Raw genomic sequence first — 19,898 nt, forward strand, 5'->3', positions numbered from 1 at the left:
CCCCTTTATGAGCAGTTGTACATTTTATGTAGCTCGTCCAATGTCACACTATTTGCTATCATAAAAGCGCTATTTACTCTATATACTTTTGATAGTATCTCTGTTTTATCATCTGCTGAGTGTATCTCTCTATGGCAGGTTGGACATAAAGAGACAATATTCTCTACATCATCTAAATCAAACCTATAGTTCTTTTGCTGAAACATCGGTATAACATGATGTCCTTCAACATAATTGTATCCTTTAGATACAAAGGTCTCATGATTTTTATCTACTTTACAACTGTAGCCATCTCTACTCTTTGCTTGTAAAATCAATCTTGCATCGCGTTTATAGCGCTCATGTGCCGTGTTGTCATCAAGCTGGCATAGAAGAGTATCATCATTAAAAAAGAATGATTCAAGGGATAAATTTTTATAAAGAACTTCTACCTCTTCATAAATATCCTCAGCTACAAAATAGTTCTTTTCTTTTTTCAAAATCCCTATATCAACAAGAGAGTTTATAACCCATGTATAAAACTTATCGTATGGCAACTCTTTTTGAATTTTTTCTAAACTCTTCTCTTTTAAGTAAAGGGCCAAATCATCATATTCTCTTAAATAAACAAGTTGCTTAATTAAAAACTCTTTACTCAGCCCTCTCTCTTTTTCAAGTAGTAGAAGTTTAAAGAGAATCCTAAAAGGGAAGAGTTGTAGTTTTATTTTTTGAGTCCCTAGATTTGGATACTTAGTATTATCTAGCTGATTTAAAACATACTTTTTACATTTAACATACTCACCTAACTCATAGAAGTGTAAAAATTTATCACCCTCTAATGTTAGCTCTATTAGTTTACTCGAACTTATTTTGATAAAACCGAGAAAGAGTAAGGGGCGAAAAAAATGTGCTGGGGTTGATTTGTTTTTTTCATACTCTGTAGAGTCTTGTAAGTAAGCTTTTATCTCTCTTTCAAACATACTCTGAGATACTTTTTTCTTCTCTTGTATATATTTGAGTACATGAATACTTCTCGTATTCATGTAGCTCCCCTGACCTAAAGGAGCATCAAATACCTTTGCATTCCCAGGGGCCTGCCATCTATATTGATTTGTTGGCATTATTTCTTTGGAATAGTTGAGAGAAGTCTATCTATGAGTCGTGGAGGCACTCCCTCGCCTATCACTTGACGAATAAGATTTTCACTTGCCCACTCAGGAGGTGTCCAATCATCAGGTAAGCCCGTCAAAATAAAAATCTCTTTAAGTGTTAAAACACGAGCGTCTGAGAATGTACCATCTTTCTTTTGACGACCGGGATGGACATTGTTTTGGCTTGAAACTGAACCATTTGCCATTGTAATGGTAGGTGCTGGCTTATCCCACTCTATGCGTTTATAAGTTGTATCATAACCTTTTATTCGCGTTCCATCTACTTTTTTTGGATAGTGCACCTTGTTATGTAGAGCAGTTTTTCCTGTTGGAGTATGCTTTAAAAAACTAATATGTCTCGCATTATGTACTTTTGCTCTATGAAAAATTATGTCTGAACTCTCTCCACTCTCTAATGGTGGGAGATGTTCTATCATTTGGCGAACAGTTAGTTTCTCTTCTTTAGGTGGTAAATCCCATTTCTTCAGTTTTGAGATAAGATATATAGCGCGTTTGCGACTTTGTGGCGTTCCATAATCAGCTGCATCAACAACTACTGGATTGATGATGTAACCTAAAGGTTCTAGCTCTTTTTTAATAAAGTCACTTATCTTTATCTTTTCACCCTTATGCACAAGATAAGTTTTTAAAACTTTTGGTACATTTTCTATAAGTATGTTTGTCGGTTTAAGCTCTTGGGCAAGCTTTATAACATACTTGATAAGAGAGTTTCGTGGATCGTCCTCTTGCATCTTTCCAGCAAGACTCATCCCTTGACATGGAGGTGTGGCAATAAGAAAGTCACACTTTTGTTTTTTTGCTTCTTTTGCAACTGCATTAAAAACTTCATCACTTGTGATATCGCCTTGAATCATCTTACATTCTTTATGCATCTGTTGATGAAACTCTGCTCTATTTTTAAGTAGTTCATTTGCTACAGTGATTTTTATATCATGATTATTAATGTAAGTTTCTGCTATTCCCACATTTGCAAAGAGTGAGACACCATTTATCATATTTTACCCTTCACGAAAGCCCTAACTTCCTCATCGATAAGAAAAACCTCTTCAATACTTTTAGGAAGTTGTGTAAACTTCTCAAATGCTCTAATAATATCTTTACTAATATCCATAAAACCTATCTCTTTATTTATAAATTTCTCAATCGCTGCTTCATTAGCTGCATTTACCACTGCACCTCGAGCGGGATTTTTTAGAAGCTCTTTTTTTATCTCCCATACAGGGTATCTATCAGTAGTAATCTCGCGAAACTCTAAAGAACCAACTTTAAGTAAATCAACATGTGAGAGTATATTTTCATCCATTTTTTGATTTAGGGCATATGCTATTGGCAACTGCATAGAAGCATGAGCTAAGTGAGCTGTAGTTGAACCATCTTTAAAGTCTATAAGAGCGTGAATAAGAGACTTTGTTTCTATGATAGCATCAAACTCACTTACTCCATTTGTGCCCTCCCCAAAAAGCCATCGCGCCTCTAAGAGTTCAAACATTTTGTTTACCATAGTAGCTGAGTCTATAGTTATCTTTTGACCCATAGACCAGTTTGGATGATTTTGAGTGTCTGCAAGTGTAGCATTTTGAAGTTTTTTAATATCCCAGTCACGAAAAGCACCACCACTTGCTGTGATAATCATCTTGCTAACAGGTCTATCTTGGAGTAGATACCACAGACCAAAATGCTCACTATCAATGGGTTGAATCTGCTTGGGATCTATAAAAGCACCACAAGCAACTAAACTCTCTTTATTTGCTAGAGCTACTTTTTTATTGCACTCTATAGCTTTGAGAGTTGGAGCTAAACCTAAAAAACCCACAAGTGCATTGACAACTAAAGAGCTTGAAGCATCTTCAATTATCTCTAAAATAGCTTCACTTCCAGAATAAACACGAGAGTGATTGACTAAAGAAATATCCTCTTTATCTGCTATAACTACGACTTTTGGATTGTGCTCTTTTATCTGCTCGTTCAGGAGTTTGATATTTTTTCCACAAACTAAAACCTCAACAGAAATACCAAATTTTTTTGCGACTATAAGTGTATTTACACCAATAGAGCCCGTTGAGCCAAGAAGTATCAAATTAGACAAGTCCTCTTAAAAGAACAAGCATAACAATCCCAGCAAAAAGGTAACCGTCAATGCGGTCGAGAATTCCACCATGACCAGGTAAAATATCTCCACTATCTTTTACGTCTGCCCCACGTTTAAGTGAGCTCTCAAAAAGATCACCAAATATAGAACTCACAGCAACCATAAAAGAGACTACAAACGCCACTCCAACATCTACAATACTCAGGCCAACAAACATACCACCTAGAGTTGCAACGGCTATACCACCGACAACGCCTTCCATGGTTTTATTTGGACTTGTCTCACTAAACTGAGTTTTTCCTATGCTTTTTCCAACCGCATAAGCGCCAACGTCAGTAAGAGCAACCACGGCGAGTAACCAAAGAAGTGATAGTACACCATACTCTTGATACATTGTGAAAATAAAAAGCATTCCCGCAGTTGGATAAATAAATGGAAGGAAATCTTTCCATACAAACTCTTTGTTAAACGCCACTACACTCGCATATGCAATACCCGCCAACATAAAGAGATCATCCCCATAAGGATAAACACCAGCAACTATCCATAAGCCAGCAGCATATGGTAAAAGATTGTCTTTCTCTACTCCAAACAGAGCTGATGCTTCCTTAAATGCTAGAAGATATATTGCGCCAAAAACAAACCATGTAAGAAAAAAGTTGTCTATATAACCTATACCTATTACAGCGACTAAAAGGACTAAGCCTGTGATAATTCTCTCTTTGTGATCTTCAAAAATACTCATAAAAAAATCCTATTAACATTTATATGAGAGATTATATCTAATCAGACTTTAATATCCAATCTATGAAGAGGTTGAACTTCTTCTTCCTCCTCTTCATCATCCTCTTTTTTGCTTCTTTTAGTCTCTCTATCTGCTTCATCACGTGTGTGATCTTTATCTTCATCTACCTCTTGGTTCTCTTCAGTAGGACGAACTTCAAGGACTTTTTCATCCTTTTCATTAGCAGCAGCTTGAGCGACCATATTTTGAAAATCTATTCTATTATTGTGAGCATTTGCAGCAGCACTCGCAACGGGAGTCATCTGATTTGTAAATATTGCACTTCCAACAGGACCAATCGCCATCTTATATCCTTGTATCTACCTCGATAGTTTTATACTTATTATAAAGTACGTTTGCACCACTTTGTATAGTGACTTCTCTTCGTGGAGTATAATCGACCAAAAACTTATCTTGCGCAGTTGTTGTAAAGTCTACACAGAGTCTTGCAGCTGATTTTATGATATTTTCTGGTAGGTTTTGCTTATCAGTTGTAATGATAACATGGCAAGATGGCTGATCTTTTAAATGCAGCCAAATATCTTTTGCTCGTGCATTTTTAAGGACATCTATATTTCCTTTTTCATTTTTCCCAAGTTGTACTTTATAGCCCTCAATCCAAAATATCTCTATAGAATCATTCACTTTAACTTTTTTATTTTGTATGCGTTTAGGAAAAAGTAGTTCTATCTTTGAGATATCTTTAGCCATTGACACGGTATGCATAAAAAGCTCAATATGATCTATCTTCGAGCGAAGCGACTCCTCTTCGATATGAAGGTGTTTAGCTCTCTGTTTTGCTTTTTTACTCTTTGCAAAAAACATATTCGAGATTAAAAAAGCATTTGGATACGCTTTTGGAAGTTCAAGCTCTATTTCACTCTCATCAAAATAGTCTTGAAGAGTTATCTTTGTAGCATATGGCTTAATTTCATGCGCGTTTGCAAGAACTAGATTTCCATAATGCTCGCTCAGTGTCGCCTCTTTTTCTAGTTCCTCTTTTGAGTCTAGCTTTTCATAAAGTTTTTGTAGTTTTTTAAGTTTTTTATTTAAAAAAGCTCTCTTTTGCTTTTTAAGATTTTCTAGCTTATCGTTTTGCTCTTTCTCATAAGTCTCAAACAGGAACTTCTCAACGCTCTGCAGCGGATACTCTTTTGCGACAAAGGGTGCATTAGGAACGTCTAAGAGTTTTTGTCCGACACGCACTTCACGAAAAGAGGAGTAAAGGTCTACGTGACGGAGGGCTTCTAGAACTAGGTTTTGCTCATCCAATATAATTATATTGGTATATTTTCCCGTAAACTCTATCTGAAGATATGTTATCTCTTCTTTGTAAGCAGATGCTACGGAAGTTTTAAAGCGGATGATTTTATCACCATTTAAAAGTTCTATATTTAAGATGTTAGAGCGATTAAAGCGCTTTGCAAGAATGACGTCAAAAGGAGCATTGTAAACTTTTGAGCGTGGATACTCTTGGCACTTAAATATACTAGAGTTTGAACGCATCATATTAAAATAGATCTCATCATTTTTATCAAACACCACTTTGATGATAGTATCACTTACTCTATGAATGGCCGATATTTTTTTGAAATTTTGAAGATAGCCGATAATCTGTTTTAAATGGGAGAGTTTCATGGGAGTATTTTATCCTAGTTTTTAGTTATAATTCGAAAAAACAAAAGAGCAGCCGTGCAAGTACCTAAAGGTTTTGGAAAAAACTATTTCTCCTTAGCAGCGATACAAGCCTACATATCTCTTAAGAAGATATTTGCTCTTAGTAGTTCAGTATGCACACTTGATGGCAAACCTCTTAGACTTCAGATAAACTCTCCTCCCTCTTCTTAAACATATACTAAATAAGTCAAATACAAAATATAAAAATGTTTAAGGACAACTATGAAAAAAACACTACAACTATCACTAATTTCAGCCGCTTTAATTAGCTCACTCTCTGCAGCAGAACTAACGCTAATACCAATAGAAATTACTTCTACGGCTATCTCTACAGATGAACTACGAGCAACTGACGCGGTAGAAGTTTATACTCAAGAAGACATAGAAAAAGCGCATGTTCAAAATATTTATGAGTTCTTAACAACTCAAACTTCTATTTTTGCCACAAGCGCTTACGGTAATCCATACTCACAAAAAATTGATATGCGAGGATATGGAGTAGCCGATGGTTACCAAAATATTGTTGTCAGCGTAAATGGGCGTAGAATGAACAATGCAGATATGGTTTCACAACTTTTAGCATCCATTTCTCCCTCGTCAATTAAAAAAATAGAAATCATCAAATCAAGTGGGGTTGTAATAGCTGGCGATGGTGCAAACGCAGGCGTGATTAATATCATTACAAAAGAGAGTAATGACAAAGAGATCTCTTTTTATATGGGAAATTATAATCTTGTTAATGGCTCTTTTTACCTTGGTCACACAGATGATAAGCTCTCTATAAACGCAAGTGGAGAGCTTCAAAGAAGTGAAGGCATTAGAGATATTGATACTGATGGGGATAAAGACGCGAATAGCATGGCTACATTTTCTTTTAATGCCGCCTATAGAGCAACGCAAGATTTAGAGCTGCGTTTAGGCGCTATGCTTACTAGAACTGACGTTATTTACGCATCGACAATGAGTGAGCAAGAGTACAAAGAGAATCCTACACAGCAGGGAACAAGTTATGGTTTTGCTAGTAACTACGCAAATCAAAAATTTGATTCCAACGTCCTCAGTGCAGGTTTTACTTATAAAATAAACAATGAGCTTTCACTTCAAACTGATATATCAAAAGAGAAAAAGAAGTCTCTGTATGATATCCCCGCTTATGGTTCTAATTCACGAACGGACTATGACTATACGCAGTTCAAGACATATTTAGATTATTCTAATGAATCACTTGCACTCAAGCTTGGGGTTGATACATTTTATGCTGGACTTGATTATATAAATAGTTACAATGTAGACTTGGCTATGAACAAAGAGAATGAAGCTCTTTTCATAATGTCTGAGTTTTATCTGAATGACTTTACTCTTAAAGCTGGTTATAGATATGAAAATATGAACTTTAACGAGTCGGGTGGTGAGCATGAGAGTGAAAACCTTCATGGCGTTGAGCTTGGCGCAAATTACTTACTCAATAAAACCAGTTCTACTTTTTTAAACTACTCGCATGGCTATCAAACAGCCTCGCTTGACAGAATGTTTAGCTATTTTGGCACTGGATATATGGGATATGTAAAACCATCTCAAAGTGATAACTACACTCTAGGTTATTCAAATATACAAGCAAGTAACAAGCTAAAAGTTTCTCTTTTCTATCTCTCATTAAAAGATGAGATTTATTACTATGCTGATCCTAGCTTCATAAATTCAAAAAATACAAATATAGACAAGTCTCATAAATATGGTCTTGATATATATGACAATATACTTATAAATCAAGAGTTAAATTTAGTTTTAAACTATAACTATGTTCAAGCCATTATGGATGAAGAGATTGAAAATGGTGAAGATTACTCAGGGAATAAACTTCCAGGAGTCTCAAATCATAATCTCAAAGCTACGCTCAACTATCTTCCAAATAAGTTTAGCACTCTATCTTTAGTGCAAGTTTATCGTTCAGACGCATATGCCGCTGAAGACTTTCACAACAACTTCTCTCAAAAACAAGATGCTGTTTACTCTACAGATATTTCAGCTACCCTAGCAAAAGACAATTGGGAAGTTTTCGCTAAAATAAACAATATATTCAATCAAAGTAATGGTTTATGGATAAGAAATGATGCTATCTATCCAATGAACTATGCTACAACTGGCTTTGTAGGTTTTAAGCTTAAATACTAACATGGAGTAACTTTGCTAAAATTAAACATAAGAGAGTTTATAAAGTATAAGCTTCTAAACTCTCTTTTTCTCGGGATTAGCGTTGGGAGTATTTTCATACTCTATGCGCCTCTACAACCATCCATATACAGCATGGGAGGGATTCTCTTAGCACTTGCTATGCTAGTAGTTGCAAAGTTCTACTACAAGATAATGAACATAGAGTACTTTTTTAAAATATCTCTAACGGTTGAGCTAACGCTTCTGTTTGTTATAACTCTCTTTTTACTCTTTGCATACTCATATACTACTGCGCTGATCATCTATATAGGCTACCAGATTACCTTTACTTTTGGCTCTTATCTTATCCGTGCCGAGACCCTATTTTTAAAGCACTCTAAACCTTTAGAGCTTGTTGACGTTGCAAAACAAAAAGGGTATCTTCTAGGGATGCTTCTTTCATACATTTTCTACAGATTCTTGGAACTCGGCTTTGGTATTGATAACAAACAAACAGAGGTTTATCTCATACACTTTTTACTTCTTCTAAATCAAGTATCTATCATTTTTTATCTTTTCAAATCATTTAAGAGAATCAAATGACTTATAAAAATTGGTTTGATGAGCATGCCATTAAGCATAAAAACATAGTTAAAAAACTCACCTCTCAGGGCTATGATAAAGAGCAAATCACCCAGTACTTTGATTTTGACAACATGGTAAAAAATGAGAAAGATTTTTGCCTTTTATATGAGAGCAATAAAAAATGCCATGATATAGAGACTCTAAACTGTTACCTCTGTGCATGTCCGCATTTTCGTTTCAATGATAATGGACTCTCAAAAAAGAATGAGCAAACTCTGTATAGTAAGTGCGAGCTAGATCTTGGAGATAACTTTACATATGAAAATAGTGTGCATCACGACTGTACAAACTGCCTTATTCCACATAAGCTTCACTTTGTGAGTAAAACGTTTGATTTAGAGTGGAAAAACATTATGAGTGAGTGCGAGACGAAAGAGGAAGTAAAAATATGAAAATAGTAAATATCTTAAACAACCAAGAAGAGCTTTTTTTAGAAGGCAAAGCCGACTTTATCTTTGCCTCTTTTAAAAAGAGTGAAAACTTTTTCACCTCTAAAGAGCTTATGATAAATGAAGATAAAACCATAAGCCCTTCCATTATAAGCAGAGCCATAAATGCGACAGTGCCATTTAGCGCAACGCAGCTTTTAGATCTCAGTCATCTTTGTGATTCAACTGCCAAAGAGATTGTCATAGAGGGGATGAAATTAGGTGCTGAGTATGAGTTAAAAGGACATTTTCTCATACTCTCACAAGACTCTTTAGCATATGACAGTGATGAAAATATCAATTCACTCCAAGAGCTAAATAAGTTCAAAAACAAAACACTTCTTTTTTATGCTGGTTTTTTACTTGAAGCCTCTAGAAGGTTCCATATTGTTCTCTCCGGGGCGGAAGATATGGCAACTTGCTTGCTTATTGCAGACAACTTAAGAGAAGATATTCTCATGAGAGTTAAACACGATAACATCACTCTAACCTCCGCTACTTTTTCACAAGATAAATCCCAAGAGCAAACGAAAGAGATACTCAAAAAGTTAAGTTACACACCAAAAGTTCTCACACTAAACTTTAGTTTTGAAGACTCAGAGATAGAACTTCTCAAAGTCTCTCAAGACAAAATGAAAGATACTCATGGAGCGGGAGCGGCTCTTTGTATTGCTGTGTTTAATAATTTAAATGAGCAAGAGATATTAGATGCCATAGAGCTCACTATTTATACTATAGATATTTAATCAACACTTTTTGAAACTCAGCATTATCTATAGGTTTTGCAAGATAATCATCAAAACCCTCTTCTAAGTACTTCTGTTTATCTCCAGCCACTGCATTAGCGGTTAAGGCAACTATTGGCGTTTTATCACCTCTTTGTTTGATATCTTTCATTGCCTCACTACCATTCTTATTTGGCATGTTTATATCCATTAAGATTAGATCAAATTCTTGTGCTTTAGAGAGTTCTACAGCTTCAACTCCATCATTAGCGATAGTCACATCAATCTCATAATCTTCAAGTAAAATTTCTATAAGCATCTGGTTTGTTTTATTGTCTTCTGCGACTAGGATATGCTTTGTACTAAAGAGTAGTTCCCTCTCTTGTTCTTCTTCCTCTTGTTCATGTTCAACCAGTTCTACTGGAAGCTCAAAGTAAAAGCTACTCCCTACTCCAAATTCACTTCTTATCTGAAGTTCACTCTTTTGGAGTGTAAGAAATTTTGATACTATCGAGAGGCCAAGTCCCGTACCTCCATATTTTCTTGCTACACTATCATCTGCTTGAGTGAACTCCCCAGTGATTTTTTTCATATTTTCACTATCAATGCCTATGCCTTCATCTCTTACCTCAACATAGAGCATTGCTTTTTCCTTATTGAAACTCGAGATAAGTTCAATATCTTTTCCCTCTTTAGTAAACTTAAGAGCATTTGATAGTAGATTAGAGACAATCTGCTTTAAACGCAGAGAATCACCTATAATATATTGAGGTAAATCAGGCGAAATAGAATTTATTATTTTTATTTTCTTCTGAGAACAAGCCACTTTGTAAAGATTAAAAACACTCTCTAACTCTTTGGTAGGTTCATATTCAACAGACTCTATTACTACTTTGCCTGACTCTATTTTTGTCAGATCTAATATATCGTTAATAACATTCATTAGCATTTCTGAAGATTTATCTACTATCTCAAGATAACTCTTTTTTTGTGGATCTTTTTCTGACTTTTCAAGAATCTGTACAAAACCTATGATGGCGTTAAGAGGCGTTCTTATCTCATGTGACATAACAGAGAGAAATTTTGACTTCGCGTTGTTATCGGAGTTAGCCTCTTTTACTTTTAGCTCTAAATTATTGATAAGGTTCTTATTTTCATACTCTAGAGTCATACTAGCAATAATTCTGTTTGACATTTTTTTCGATATTACCGTTAAAAAGAGCATATAAAATATGGAAGTTGTGAGTAATGAGTTAGCAAGTTGGCTTTCATTCATCATAAAAACATACACAAAAGGACCCATCGAAAAGATAATAAAGATATAAAATAGCTTTACATTCGAGGCAAGACTAAGTGCGGCTCCTGTAGAGAGACCACCAACCATCATTAAGAGTAAAACTTGTAGCTCTAGCTCTTGAGGAAGCAGAATTACCCCAGTAATTCCCCATAACACGGAGGAGGTAAGAACGGTAATGGCAAATACATTGTAATAAAAATTTAAATTACACTCTGCAGGAGAGCACTTTTTATACATCATGTAAAAAATAATTCTTATAAAGCTTAATAAAAAAGTTAAAAAAAGCCAAATATTCAAAAGGACTGGATCTACATGCCCACTGATACTGAAGTAAAGTAAAACAGCGATGCCCATAGCCCCAACCATAGAGTTTAGTAGACTTGAGTAGAGATAATCTAACTTGTTAATTTTAAGTTCTAACTCCTTAGCATTCATCTAGTTCCTCTTTTTATTCTCTTATCTTTGATTATAGCTTATTAAATATAAAATATTATAAAATAACATGTCCAACAAACTTGCTCATATTGTCAAGTATCTCCGCACCTTTTCTAAAACCTAGTCCGCAGGCTCCATCGCTATAAAAGACCCCTGCTTGGTAGTAACTATTTTCTTCATCTTTTACAAAAGGCGTATACTCTTGATAGATTGCTTTATACTCATCATAGATACCTTCTGTCGAGGTTAAAACTTCTCCCCTCTCGTCTACTATATCTATGTTCGCGCCCTCTCGACCAAACATTCTTTTTTTTACATACTTCTTCTTTATAGGCTTAAACGATGTCTCTAGAAGATAGGGTGAATCTGGAAAAAGTTTATAAAGGATTGCTAACATCCCTTTGGATTGATAAAGAAGAGTGTAGGATGGATTTAGCATACTAATGTTTTGACTCTCCTCGAATGACTCCATCTCTTCCCAGGGATAGAGTTTAAACATAAAGTCATGTTTATCATCAAGATAAGTATCTTCTAGGTAAGAAAACTCTGTTAGTAGTCCTTCGTCTTGTGCTATTTTTTGGAGAAGTTTTGTTGTGTTAAGCTCCTCTTCTATGCCTGAAATGCAACTAAATAAAAAACGACTATACTCTGCACTTTTACTCTTAGAGATGCTCTTTATCTTTTTGCCAATACTCTCATATATATTGTTAAACTGCTTTTTATCCTCAAGAGAGTTACTCTTTAACATCAAAAGTTGGATAAGGCTTGACTCAAGTAACATGGTTGGAGTGTCTGCGTTAAACTCTATAAGTTTAATTGGTGTCCCATCAATTCCACCACTAAGGTCAAAACGGCTATAGAGATGATTGTCTCTCTCATTTTTAAAAGAGTTTTTTATACTTTGAATTAAACTCTTTGGTATGTCTAAAAGTTCAAATAGTTCATTTTCTATGACATACTCAGCCGCTTTTTCATACATTTCATAGAGTTCATTAGCCGCATCGTGGTAAGCCAAAGCTTCTTGCTCGGTAATAGCGAGTAATTTATCTCCAACTACGTACTCTCCATCGCTATCCGTATGCCATGAAAGGCCCATGACACTTAGGGCTTTTGTAGATATCGGGGTTATATCTAAAAAGTTTGGCACTTACTCATACTTTACTAAGGTTTGTGAGCCATTCATCTCTTTTTTATCAAAGCCTCTGCTTTTACCCCAGTAAGAGATGATTTTTTGCATCAGTTTTGCGGCAAAAACTTGTGAGACGGTAGACGCTTCAGGAATAAGCTCCATTATGTCTACGCCTTTTATCACCGCTTTTTTATTCTCAAATAGCGCTTCTATGATATCTAACGCGAAGTACCAGTCAAGCCCTCCAGGCTGTGGTGTACCTACGCTTGGAACGTAAGCGGGATTAAAAGCATCCATGTCAATACTGAGATAGACCTCCCCTTCTATGCTCGAGATAAGAGAGAGAAGTTTCTCTTTCATCCCGGGTTTACGAAGCTCTCTATCTAAAAAGCACTCTATCATCTCATCACTCTCTATGCGTGCCGCCTCTGTTTCAAACAAAGAGCGAATCCCAGCCATAATGACTTTGTGACCTTGCGCTAAAAGATGATGCACAGGCGTTGCGTGACTAAACTCATACCCTTGATAAGACTCTCTTAAATCCCCATGCGCGTCTAAAAAGATTATAGTGGCACCCGAAGATAATCTACTCGCCGTGATTTGAGGAGTGATAGAGTGCTCTCCGCCTAAAGATATAAGTAGTTTTTCCTCTTTAAACGCATATGTAGAGACCTTTTCATCTATCTGCGCATACTCTCTTATCTCCTCTTCCACTCTTACTTTCATGTACTTCATAGGAGACCATTTTAAGTCCTCTTCGTAGTACTCAAGCTGTTCGGATATCTCCACTATGGCTTTTGGCGCATCAGCGGTTCCACCCTGCCCACAAACGCTCTCTTCGTAACCAATAGGCAATATTACAATATCCGCATCCTCCAAAGACGCATTTGGTAGCTCTTGATATTCCATAAATTTACTCCGTAAATATATTTTTGATTTAAATAGCGATAATTAATGCAAGAATTATATTCTAATCTCCCTTAACTATAAAAATAAAATGAAATCAGTTATAATTCGCATACAAGGACTATTTTAATGATTCTCACAAAGATGAACTGTATGTATAAAAGACTTATCTCTGCGCTCAAAGAGACAAATAATCGCTGGATTTATGGAAAAGAGATCTCAGACGAGAGTGTTGAGAATTTTCTTGGAACATTGGCTCTCTTATATGCCGCTGCCAATGTTGATGAGATAGATAAAACCGAACAACAGGTAGTGGCTCTTTACAAATATAATATGAAAAGAGCACTAGATAGACCAGATAAAAAAGGCTTACGAGATATATTTTATGGTTACTCTCACATGGTAAATGAGATAGAGTCTATGAAGCATACCATAAAACTCTCAGAGGCACTAGAGTACTTCCCACATAGTGAATCTGGAGTATCGCCAGAGCTAAAAGAGAGTCTCATCGAGCTCACAAGTGAAGTTATCGACGTTGATGGCAAGATAACTAAAAAAGAAGAGGAGTTTCGAGAGAGACTCTGTATCTACATTCAAAAGGGCTATCCTGCGGTTAAAGAGATACGAAAACTTGAAGCTTAAATAGCTCCAAACTCTTTAACAACCTCATATAAAGCTCCTGTTAAAGTGCTAAGTTCCTCTTTACTTATGATGTAAGGAGGCATTATGTAGACTAGGTTTAAAAATGGTCTTACCCAAATGCCATGTGCTATAAACTTCTCAGTCATCCAAGCCAAGTCTACGTCTGCGTTTAACTCTATAACGCCAATGGCTCCAAGAACTCTTATCTCTTTGACAATATCTAACTCTTCACACTTTTGAAGTTCATTTTTGAGTTGGGATTCTATGCCCTCAACTCTCTCTTGCCATGGTGACTTTAGCAACAGTTCAAGACTCGCATTTGCGATGGCACAAGCTAAGGGGTTTGCCATAAAAGTTGGTCCATGCATCAAAACGTTGCCATTAGCCTCAACTCCTTGCATCACTTTTTTACTTGTAAGCGTTGCCGCCATAGAGAGATACCCACCAGTTAAAGCCTTTCCAACACAGAGTATATCTGGAGTAACTTCTGCATGCTCATAAGCAAAGAGCTTACCCGTTCGTCCAAAGCCAGTGGCAACCTCATCTAAGATAAGTAAGATATCATACTTGTCACACAATGTTCTTACACTTGTTAAGAGAGAGGGCGAGTAGATTCGCATCCCACCAGCGCCTTGAACTATGGGTTCTAAAATAACCGCCGCAATCTCAGTATGATAATGCTCTAGTTTAGATTTAAAATCCTCTATATGCTTCTCGTCCCACTCATCATTAAACGCCGGTGAAGGAGCATCTGCAAAGATATTTTTATGTAAAATTCCTTCAAACGCAGAGTGCATTCCCGTTACGGGATCGCATACGCTCATGGCACCAAATGTATCGCCATGGTAACCCTTGCTAAACGCCAGAATCTTATTTTTTTGCTTATTTCCCTGAGAGTTCCAGTACTGATAAGCCATCTTAAGAGCCACTTCAACACTCACGCTCCCTGAATCACTAAAGAAAATATGTTCGAGTGACTCATCCGTAATCTCTAAAAGAGTTTTTGCAAGTTTTATAGCCGGTTCATGTGTCAGTCCACCAAACATAACGTGACTCATTTTGCTCAGTTGCTCAGATGCCGCCGCGTTTAACTCAGGTACATTATATCCGTGAATAACCGACCACCAAGAGCTCATGCCATCTATGATTTTTCTACCATCTTCTAACTCTAAGTAAACCCCAGAAGCGGACTTGACAAACTGCATATCCATCGAAGGAATCGAGGGAGCGTAAGGGTGCAAAATATGCTCTTTATCGTATGCTAACAAATTAGTATCTCCTCATCACTATTAGTGAATTTTATATCTCTTTGATACAAATATTTTATTTAAAATTATACTTGTTTTTTACTGAAAATCTTTTAGATAAATCAGGCTAACTCCCTGCCCCGTTTGACGAACGTCAACATCTACTCTTGTAGACTTTCCAAGGTTATACTGCAAGATAACGCTAGAAACTGTGTCATTTTTATAGACTATTCGCATATCTTTACTTAAACGCGAGCCAACTTCATAGCCTATGGAGCCATCGCTTTTTGTCAATATATTAAGCGTGTCTATCTGCACAGTAGAGTTTTTGTTAAAGAGCTCTTTCATGCCCGTTCCCAAAAGTAGAGACGTTTTGGAAGTGTCACCCGAGGAGTTAAACATTGAGTTAGCGCTCTCTCCAAAAAGTATATAAGACATAATGTCGTTTTGACTCAAGGCGGGATTTGATGAGAAGATAAAAACGGGCTCTTCTAGGGTGTGAGTCACATATATATGAATATCTATATAATCAAGTGTATAGTAGTGTAGATTTAAATTGAGTTTTGGATTTATAGGCATATTTCCATCAAAATAGAGTTCACTTTTATCTACTAGAAATTTTTTATCGCTTAAGCTCAACTCCCCTTTTGAGATAAACACTTTACCCTCAACATGAGTATCTTTTGTAGCTGTTTTTATAACTCGTAGATCTGGATGAAAAAAGATAGTCGCATTTTCATGTATGTAACGAATATCACTTGTAGAGTCAACCTTTATATCCATTAACATATCAGATCCTTTATTCTTCTTTTTGATATCTTGAATGATTATAATATCTGAATCATTGATAGTATAGTCCGACTTTGGCATGTATGAAATATTTCCATCTAAAAGAGTCACTCCACCCGCTACTTTTGTTGCGTTAGCATCAAAGCTAGCGCTTAGATCCATCTTGAGTGTTACGTCAAACTCTTTATCTTTGTAGTGAACCTTGTCGCCCTTTAGAGTAAAGTCTCCCGATTTTTTCTTAGTTTTGTAACTACCCGCTAAAAGGATATTGTCAAATATCCAAAACTCTTTAAAGAGAATCTCTGAACTCTTTTTCAGTGAAATTTTCGAACTTTTATTTGAGTAGACAGAGTGCTCTTTATACTTCAGATCATAACTATGAAGAGTAAGTATATCCTCGCTAAAAGTTATTTTTGCCCTAATGTCATTGAGAAGATGCGTTGTCTGCATATCCGCTTTGTACGCTATGCTTGGAACGTAGAGAGATGATTTCACAATGAAGGGCTCGCTTAAAACCACGCTACTATTTATATCTAGCATGATGTCGGATATATCGCTCAGACTTGTATCACTCATCTCAAACGCTATAAGCATATTTTTTAAAGAAGTTACTTTCATATCAAGACTTAATGCCATTGGCTTCTCTTTATCTATCCGAGTTGCTAAAGTAAATCTATTTGATGCAAGCTTACCGTCTCCTGTGATACTTTCGCCTTTTTTAAGAAGCTTCATCTCTAAAAGATTCGCTTTTATCTTCACTCTTTCATCCACTCCATTGGCGATATAATTACCCTTTAGTGGAGAGAATTTCTCAAGAGGATAGCCTTCAAAGAGCGCGTTTTCTCTCTTTGGGTTGAGAGTATAAAAAGCTGAGATATTGCCATCTTGCCAAGTGGCGTTTGTTGCAAGCACGTAGTACAGAGAGTCGACCTCGAGTTTCGCACTCAAGCTCAGTGGAGAGAGTTGCAGCATTGCGCTATTTTTAAAAGAGATGACGTCTTTTTGTAAAAGTTCAGGCAACTCTTTAACAAAAGAGAGCTCAAAATCTTTAGCCTCACCCTCAATAAAAAACTTTTTATAGTCATCGCTTGTGAACTTATAGCGCAGTTTGTTTGCGTCTAGGCTCACAGCTATTTTTTTAGGACTTCCTGAGGCTCTGGCGTTTATCTCTTTAAATGGCAAAACAAAAGGAGTCTCTTTCACCTCTGCGTTTATAGTTGAGTTAAAGTTGCCATTTAGACCAAGAAGAAGCTTTTGCTTAGCTTGTAGAATAAACCTCTCATAATAAAGTTTATATCTGAAGTCCCCATTTAACTTTTGCTCTTTAAAGGAGTAGTTTAACTCTAGGGCTATCTCTTTGAGTTCTAACTCTTCTCTCTCTTTGAGTTTGAGACTCTTAAGCTTAGTAGAGAGTTTTGCACCTTTAGTATCAGCTTCAAGCATGCAGTTTAATCTCTTGGGTGGCGTTTGTAAAAAGCTAAGATATTTTTTACTTATTGAGGAGTTGACGCTAATGACGCTATCGCTATAGAGTGTGTTAGAATTTATGTAACCATTTAGCAAAACATCTCCATAGGAAGATCTAAAATCCAGTGCCATTTTCTTTACACTTAAACTCTCTTCGTACTCTATCTTTGTGGCATTTACGTCAAAACCGTACAGCTCTTTGTTGTACATAATTTGTACATTTTTTAGCAAGAGTGTTTTGATGCTAAACGCAGGAGTTGAAACCCCACTTTCATTACTATCGGAAGTGGGAAGCTTATCTGCGTTTAGATATAAAGAGTCGCTTGTTATCTTACTAATCTTTGGAGAGAGGGCTAAAAGTGAGAAAAAGTCGTAACGAACCGTGAGTGATTTGGCTTTTAAAAAATCTTTATACTCTAGCTCTTTTACAGTGATGCCAAAAAAAAGTGTTCCCTCTACTTTTGAGTACTTTAGTCCATACTCTCCTGCATACTTTTGTGCTAAATATGGAACGACCTCTTTGTTAATGAGAAGCACACCAAGCAGAATAAAAATCGTAATAAAAAATAGAATAATGTTTCGATACAAGAGATAAAGATAGGAGATCAAAAAAGTTCTCCTATGTGAAAGTGAAAAGCAAACTGTGAAGAGGGATTACTCAAGTCAAAACCAACATCAAACGCGATAGGACCAATAGGTGAAATATATCGTAGACCCACACCTCCACTATAGTAAGCAGTTTGACTATCGGGGAGATAACTATCACCCACAAAGCTATTATCACTAAATAGCACCGCTCTAAAGTCTCCATAGAGAGGAAATCGGTACTCAAGAGTACTCTCAACAATTGTGTCGAATCCTGATGGGTTACCATTACTATTTTTAGGGCCTAAATCACGGTAGGTGTAGGCACGGTTACTATGCATACCTCCAGCAAAGTACCTATAAGAAGCCGGTATGACTCCATCAAATACATTCAAGGCTCCAAAAGTTACTTTTGCTCCAAGAGTTGATGATTTTATGGGGTAGAGATAAGCTCCTTTGATATTTCCTTTTAGGTAAGAGGCATCTGAGAGTGTACTTTTAATCGAACCCATTATGTCACTACTAAAGAAGTAACCATTTTTTGGATCAAGTAGACTATCTCTTGTATCGTACATCCACTCTAACTTTGGGGAGACCACAAGTAAAACAGCCTCTGGAAAAAGCACTGTATCCTGGGCATTATAAGTACTCGTGCGATCTAAAATAAGACTCTCTTTAAAAGTAGATGGGATGTAGCGTTGTGTTAAATAAGCAGAGCTAAAGAGTCTATACTCTGTAAAACCACTAAATATTTCATTTTCCAAACCAACTTCAAAGCCTGTCGCATCTTTATATAAAAGAGGCATATCAAACTGCATTTTAATACTCTGTTTTACCTCTGTAACTCGTGTTTCAACACCTAAACTTTTTAAATTACCATAAAAGTTCCTATGCTTAAGACCCATTTGTCCCATCAGTCCCTCATCACTACTGATACCTAAACCCGCTATAAAACGCAGTGGTTTTTCATTTTCTTCTATTTCTAGTTTTATGTTAACGCTACTATTATTCTCCACTTGTGTCTCTATCAAAACCTTTGAAACACCATCATATGCATAAATGTTTTTATAGCTTTTTTTGATATTTTCTATACTAAAGAGATCTCCCTCTTCAAAATACAGAAGCGACTTTGCAATATCTGCAGATATGTTTTTAGAGCTATTAACTTCAATCTTCTTAAAATGACACAACTCGTTTTCTACAACCTTATAGACAAGTCTGACACTATTTTTTTGAGTATCTACATAAGCCTTTGAGTCTAGTGAAATGTCACAATAGCTCTCTTTTGAATAAAGAAGTTTAATATCCTTTTTGCTTTTAGAAAAAGCATCCGCATTAAATAACTCACTCTTCTTAAAAGGTAAAACTGGGACTATATCGAGTTTTGAGTCTATCTCGATACTTTCTACGAGCATAGGTTCATTCTCTTTTATCGAGATTATTACACTCCCTTCTCTCTCATAGTAAGAGACCTCTGTATGGTAAAAACCTTTTGTTCTATAGTAGTTTTGAATCACTTGGAGAAGAAGCTTTATACTCTTAATATCAACCTTAGGTTCCTCTTTATAGAACTCATATAAATAAAGTTTTTTAAGATTTAGTGCTTCGTAGAGCCCCCTCTCTTGTAACTCACTTTGGCCTTCAAAAAGAAGGGGAATCTTTTGCGCAAAGAGATGCGAAGAGAGTAAAAACAATAAAATAAATTGCACTACTAGATGTATATTTTTCTTTTTCAAAAGTATATAAGCTCT

18 protein-coding genes are annotated in these 19,898 nt (G+C 36.1%); 6 read left to right on the forward strand and 12 right to left on the reverse strand.

The features are described from left to right. Nucleotides 1-5 precede the first annotated feature (5 nt). Genes GJV85_RS12505 through GJV85_RS12530 form a run of 6 tightly spaced genes read right to left on the reverse strand, consistent with a single transcriptional unit; the run spans nucleotide 6 to nucleotide 5,662 of the window. Entirely contained in the window at nucleotides 6-1,100 is a 1,095-nt protein-coding gene (locus GJV85_RS12505) for an HNH endonuclease (RefSeq protein WP_207561707.1), read from the reverse strand. Further along, complete coding sequence (locus GJV85_RS12510) at nucleotides 1,100-2,146, reverse strand: DNA cytosine methyltransferase (protein WP_207561708.1); 1,047 nt, start codon at nucleotides 2,144-2,146, stop codon at nucleotides 1,100-1,102. The genes GJV85_RS12505 and GJV85_RS12510 overlap by 1 nt, the downstream gene beginning before the upstream one ends. Further along, nucleotides 2,143-3,228 (reverse strand): 1-deoxy-D-xylulose-5-phosphate reductoisomerase, encoded by a 1,086-nt coding sequence (gene dxr / locus GJV85_RS12515; protein WP_207563200.1) that lies wholly within the window; start codon nucleotides 3,226-3,228, stop codon nucleotides 2,143-2,145. The genes GJV85_RS12510 and dxr overlap by 4 nt, the downstream gene beginning before the upstream one ends. 1 nt (nucleotide 3,229) lies before the next feature. After that, the gene (locus GJV85_RS12520) at nucleotides 3,230-3,985 is read right to left on the reverse strand and encodes a phosphatidate cytidylyltransferase (protein ID WP_207561709.1); all 756 of its coding nucleotides are present in this window, start codon (nucleotides 3,983-3,985) and stop codon (nucleotides 3,230-3,232) included. A gap of 41 nt (nucleotides 3,986-4,026) precedes the next feature. After that, on the reverse strand, nucleotides 4,027-4,329 hold the full coding sequence (locus tag GJV85_RS12525) for a hypothetical protein (protein WP_207561710.1): 303 nt from the start codon (nucleotides 4,327-4,329) through the stop codon (nucleotides 4,027-4,029). A gap of 1 nt (nucleotide 4,330) precedes the next feature. Continuing rightward, nucleotides 4,331-5,662, reverse strand: a complete 1,332-nt coding sequence (locus GJV85_RS12530; protein WP_207561711.1) for an NFACT family protein — start codon at nucleotides 5,660-5,662, stop codon at nucleotides 4,331-4,333. 54 nt (nucleotides 5,663-5,716) lie between these two features. On the opposite strand from GJV85_RS12530, the gene GJV85_RS12535 reads away from it, so the two are divergent. The 5 genes from GJV85_RS12535 to GJV85_RS12555 are packed head-to-tail and all read left to right on the forward strand — an operon-like array spanning nucleotide 5,717 to nucleotide 9,671. Further along, nucleotides 5,717-5,872, forward strand: coding sequence for a hypothetical protein (locus GJV85_RS12535; protein WP_207561712.1), 156 nt, complete (start codon nucleotides 5,717-5,719; stop codon nucleotides 5,870-5,872). A gap of 51 nt (nucleotides 5,873-5,923) precedes the next feature. Continuing rightward, complete coding sequence (locus tag GJV85_RS12540; protein WP_207561713.1) at nucleotides 5,924-7,873, forward strand: TonB-dependent receptor plug domain-containing protein; 1,950 nt, start codon at nucleotides 5,924-5,926, stop codon at nucleotides 7,871-7,873. A 12-nt stretch (nucleotides 7,874-7,885) separates the two neighbouring features. Beyond that, a complete protein-coding gene (locus GJV85_RS12545; protein ID WP_207561714.1) occupies nucleotides 7,886-8,455 on the forward strand; it encodes a hypothetical protein in 570 nt (189 codons plus the stop codon). Then, a complete protein-coding gene (locus tag GJV85_RS12550) occupies nucleotides 8,452-8,889 on the forward strand; it encodes a hypothetical protein (protein ID WP_207561715.1) in 438 nt (145 codons plus the stop codon). Before GJV85_RS12545 ends, GJV85_RS12550 begins: the two co-directional genes overlap by 4 nt. Continuing rightward, nucleotides 8,886-9,671, forward strand: coding sequence for a nicotinate-nucleotide--dimethylbenzimidazole phosphoribosyltransferase family protein (locus GJV85_RS12555; RefSeq protein WP_207561716.1), 786 nt, complete (start codon nucleotides 8,886-8,888; stop codon nucleotides 9,669-9,671). The genes GJV85_RS12550 and GJV85_RS12555 overlap by 4 nt, the downstream gene beginning before the upstream one ends. On the opposite strand, the gene GJV85_RS12560 is transcribed toward GJV85_RS12555, so the two are convergent. The 3 genes from GJV85_RS12560 to speB are packed head-to-tail and all read right to left on the reverse strand — an operon-like array spanning nucleotide 9,658 to nucleotide 13,420. After that, a complete protein-coding gene (locus tag GJV85_RS12560) occupies nucleotides 9,658-11,382 on the reverse strand; it encodes a response regulator (RefSeq protein ID WP_207561717.1) in 1,725 nt (574 codons plus the stop codon). The two genes, GJV85_RS12555 and GJV85_RS12560, sit on opposite strands and share 14 nt — an antisense overlap. A gap of 55 nt (nucleotides 11,383-11,437) precedes the next feature. After that, entirely contained in the window at nucleotides 11,438-12,529 is a 1,092-nt protein-coding gene (locus GJV85_RS12565) for a glutathionylspermidine synthase family protein (protein ID WP_347402365.1), read from the reverse strand. Then, complete coding sequence (speB, locus tag GJV85_RS12570) at nucleotides 12,530-13,420, reverse strand: agmatinase (RefSeq protein WP_207561718.1); 891 nt, start codon at nucleotides 13,418-13,420, stop codon at nucleotides 12,530-12,532. 126 nt (nucleotides 13,421-13,546) lie between these two features. Here speB and GJV85_RS12575 point away from each other — a divergent pair, with 126 nt between their 5' ends. Then, nucleotides 13,547-14,059, forward strand: coding sequence for a hypothetical protein (locus GJV85_RS12575; RefSeq protein WP_207561719.1), 513 nt, complete (start codon nucleotides 13,547-13,549; stop codon nucleotides 14,057-14,059). Here GJV85_RS12575 and bioA read toward each other — a convergent pair. From bioA to GJV85_RS12590, 3 genes are all read right to left on the reverse strand, one after another. Beyond that, a complete protein-coding gene (bioA, locus tag GJV85_RS12580; protein WP_207561720.1) occupies nucleotides 14,056-15,327 on the reverse strand; it encodes an adenosylmethionine--8-amino-7-oxononanoate transaminase in 1,272 nt (423 codons plus the stop codon). The two genes, GJV85_RS12575 and bioA, sit on opposite strands and share 4 nt — an antisense overlap. A gap of 78 nt (nucleotides 15,328-15,405) precedes the next feature. Further along, nucleotides 15,406-18,171 (reverse strand): translocation/assembly module TamB domain-containing protein, encoded by a 2,766-nt coding sequence (locus tag GJV85_RS12585; protein ID WP_207561721.1) that lies wholly within the window; start codon nucleotides 18,169-18,171, stop codon nucleotides 15,406-15,408. Continuing rightward, nucleotides 18,168-19,883 carry an autotransporter assembly complex protein TamA gene (locus GJV85_RS12590; protein ID WP_207561722.1) on the reverse strand — a complete coding sequence of 572 codons (1,716 nt, stop codon included), beginning with the start codon at nucleotides 19,881-19,883 and terminating at the stop codon, nucleotides 18,168-18,170. Before GJV85_RS12590 ends, GJV85_RS12585 begins: the two co-directional genes overlap by 4 nt. Nucleotides 19,884-19,898 lie beyond the last annotated feature (15 nt).

The sequence above is a fragment of the Sulfurimonas aquatica genome, assembly GCF_017357825.1.
In the GTDB taxonomy this organism is placed as follows: domain Bacteria; phylum Campylobacterota; class Campylobacteria; order Campylobacterales; family Sulfurimonadaceae; genus Sulfurimonas; species Sulfurimonas aquatica.

Excerpts from the sequence above, each read along its gene's own strand:
- GJV85_RS12505 (WP_207561707.1), bottom strand. The coding sequence starts at position 1,100 with ATGCCAACAAATCAATATAGATGGCAGGCCCCTGGGAATGCAAAGGTA.
- GJV85_RS12510 (WP_207561708.1), bottom strand. The coding sequence starts at position 2,146 with ATGATAAATGGTGTCTCACTCTTTGCAAATGTGGGAATAGCAGAAACT.
- GJV85_RS12520 (WP_207561709.1), bottom strand. The coding sequence starts at position 3,985 with ATGAGTATTTTTGAAGATCACAAAGAGAGAATTATCACAGGCTTAGTC.
- GJV85_RS12525 (WP_207561710.1), bottom strand. The coding sequence starts at position 4,329 with ATGGCGATTGGTCCTGTTGGAAGTGCAATATTTACAAATCAGATGACT.
- GJV85_RS12530 (WP_207561711.1), bottom strand. The coding sequence starts at position 5,662 with ATGAAACTCTCCCATTTAAAACAGATTATCGGCTATCTTCAAAATTTC.
- GJV85_RS12540 (WP_207561713.1), top strand. The coding sequence starts at position 5,924 with ATGAAAAAAACACTACAACTATCACTAATTTCAGCCGCTTTAATTAGC.
- GJV85_RS12550 (WP_207561715.1), top strand. The coding sequence starts at position 8,452 with ATGACTTATAAAAATTGGTTTGATGAGCATGCCATTAAGCATAAAAAC.
- GJV85_RS12555 (WP_207561716.1), top strand. The coding sequence starts at position 8,886 with ATGAAAATAGTAAATATCTTAAACAACCAAGAAGAGCTTTTTTTAGAA.
- GJV85_RS12560 (WP_207561717.1), bottom strand. The coding sequence starts at position 11,382 with ATGAATGCTAAGGAGTTAGAACTTAAAATTAACAAGTTAGATTATCTC.
- speB (WP_207561718.1), bottom strand. The coding sequence starts at position 13,420 with ATGGAATATCAAGAGCTACCAAATGCGTCTTTGGAGGATGCGGATATT.
- GJV85_RS12575 (WP_207561719.1), top strand. The coding sequence starts at position 13,547 with ATGATTCTCACAAAGATGAACTGTATGTATAAAAGACTTATCTCTGCG.